The 1702-nt window shown below is 67.8% G+C and carries 1 protein-coding gene; it reads left to right on the forward strand.

Going from position 1 to position 1702, the window contains the following annotated elements:
* On the forward strand, positions 1–1702 hold a 1702-nt coding region (locus G3I17_RS39150), incomplete at both ends, for an MMPL family transporter (RefSeq protein ID WP_164604480.1).

A 1702-nucleotide genomic window follows, 5' to 3' on the forward strand; every position in this document is an offset into this window, starting at 1 on the left:
GGCTGCTGTACAAGATCGGTCGGTGGTGCTTCGGTCACCGCATCGTCGTCATCGCCGGATGGCTGCTGGCCCTGGCCGCCACCGCCGTGGGTGCCTCGACGCTGTCCGGCCCGACCCAGGACTCGTTCTCGCTGCCAGGGCTGGAATCGACCCGCGCGTTCGATCTGATCAAGGAGCGGACGCCGCAGGCCGTGACGGATGGCGCGATCGCCCAGGTGGTGATCCAGGCGCCCGAGGGCAAGCAGTTGACCACCGACGCGGTGAAGAAACAGATCGCCGCGGCGGTAAAGCTTGCGACGACCGAGCACGTGACCGGTGTCACCGACCCGTTTGCCGCGGGGACAGTCACCCCGGACGGACGGACTGCCTATCTGACGGTCAACTACGATCGGCCGACGGTAGATCTCGACGCCTCCGACGAGGACGCGATAGACCACGCCGCGTCATCACTGCGTGCTGATGGCCTGACTGTGATCGTGGGCGGGAATGCGTTTCCCGCCGAGAGTGCCGAGGGCTCGGCCGAGGTCGTGGGCGTCGTGATCGCCCTGGTCGTGCTGGCGATCACCTTCGGGTCGCTGCTGGCGGCGGGGATGTCGCTGCTGACCGCGCTGATCGGTGTCGGCATCGGCCTCACCGGAATCACCACGCTCACCGGATTCGTCGAGCTGAGTTCCACCACGCCGGTGCTGGCCCTGATGCTCGGGCTCGCGGTCGGTATCGACTACTCACTGTTCGTCATGTCGCGATACCGCCAAGAGGTCAGATCGGGGCGGTCACGGGAAACCGCCATGGGGGTGGCGATCGGTACGGCCGGCTCGGCAGTGGTCTTCGCAGGCCTGACGGTCATCATCGCGCTGGTCGGGCTCGCGGTCTGCAACATCAGCTTCCTCACCCAGATGGGCTTGGGTGGCGCCGCGACCGTCGCCGTCGCGGTGTTGATCGCGTTGACCCTGTTGCCGGCCGTGGTCGGCCTGGGTGGTTCGCGTGTCACCGGCGGCCGGCCAGGCTTGGTCACCCGGTGGCTCGCCAAGCGTCCGGGCACGCCTGGCGATGAAGAGGTACGCCCAGTAGGCCGGCGGTGGGCCGACTTCGTCGTCAAGCACAGGGTTTCCACGTTGCTGGCCGGCCTCGGTATCGCCCTGGTCGTCTCGATCCCGGTCTTGTCGATGGAGATCGCGCTGCCCGACGACGGGAGTGCCCCGGCTGGGTCTGGCCAGCGCCAGGCCTATGACCTGATCGCCCAGAATTTCGGGGCCGGTGCCAACGGGCCGCTGCTGGTTGTCGTTGACACCCAAGGCGCCAAGGATCCGGTGGCCGCGGTGCAGACGGCGACCGCGATCGTCGAGGGTGTCCAGACCGATATCACTGCCGTCGTCCCGGCTGCCGATCCGTCCAAGCCGGCGGCGGTCACGGCGCTGCGTCAGCAGCTTCAGGCGGTCAACTTCGCGAGCATCACCGTCATCCCGCGGAGCGGACCCGCCGCTGCAGACACCAAACAACTGGTCGGAACGCTGCGCGATGCGCTGGCCGGGCTGGAGAACCAGACCGGAGCCCGGGCGCTGGTCACCGGCAGTACGGCGGTGGGTGTCGATGTCGCCGGCAGCTTGAGCGATGCGTTCCCGATCTACCTCATCGTGGTCGTCGGGCTGGCGTTCTTGCTGCTGGTCCTGGTGTTCCGGTCACTGCTCGTGCCGCTGAAGGC

Source organism: Streptomyces sp. SID13031 (assembly GCF_010548305.1).
GTDB lineage: Bacteria > Actinomycetota > Actinomycetes > Propionibacteriales > Kribbellaceae > Kribbella.